We start from the raw sequence: 627 nt of genomic DNA on the forward strand, positions 1-627 counted from the left end.
ACGGCGACCAGGGACATCGGATCACGACGGTCGAGTTCGATGCGGTTGGCCGGCTGACGTCGCGTCAGACCGGGCAATGGGATTCGGACGCCCGTCAGTGGAAATACGGCGAGCAAGAGCGATTCGCGTACAACGGCAACGGCCAGATGGTCCTTGCGGAGAATGACGCGAGCCGCCTGCAGTGGTTCCACGACGAGGCCGGCAATGTCACGTGTGAACACCAGCACTTCCGCTTCCTGAAGAAATCGAGTGTCGCGGTGTGGCGCCACGAATACGACGTACTGAATGAGCGCGTGGCGACGATCCGCCCGGACGGTCACCGGGTGGCGGTTCTGACCTACGGCAGCGGCCATGTACACGGCATGATGCTCGATGACACGGAACTGGTGCAGATCGAGCGGGACGCGTTGCATCGCGAGATCGAGCGGGTGCAGGGCAATGGCCTGACCCAGACGCAAGAATACGATGCGGCGGGAAGGCTGCTACGCCAGAAGCTGAAGGTGACCCGGAGCGAAACGCCGGGCGGAAAGCGGCTCGTGCAGCGCAGCTACACCTACGACCGCGCGGGTCAGCTGGAGCGGATCGAGGACACGCAGAACGGCATGCGGACTTATCGCTACGATCCGG

1 pseudogene is annotated in these 627 nt (G+C 63.5%); it reads left to right on the forward strand.

Annotated elements, in window-relative coordinates:
* Positions 1 to 627, forward strand: a pseudogene (locus G3N96_RS38930) (RHS repeat protein); the annotation flags it as partial.

The organism is Burkholderia sp. Se-20373, assembly GCF_017104705.1.
In the GTDB taxonomy this organism is placed as follows: Bacteria; Pseudomonadota; Gammaproteobacteria; order Burkholderiales; family Burkholderiaceae; genus Burkholderia.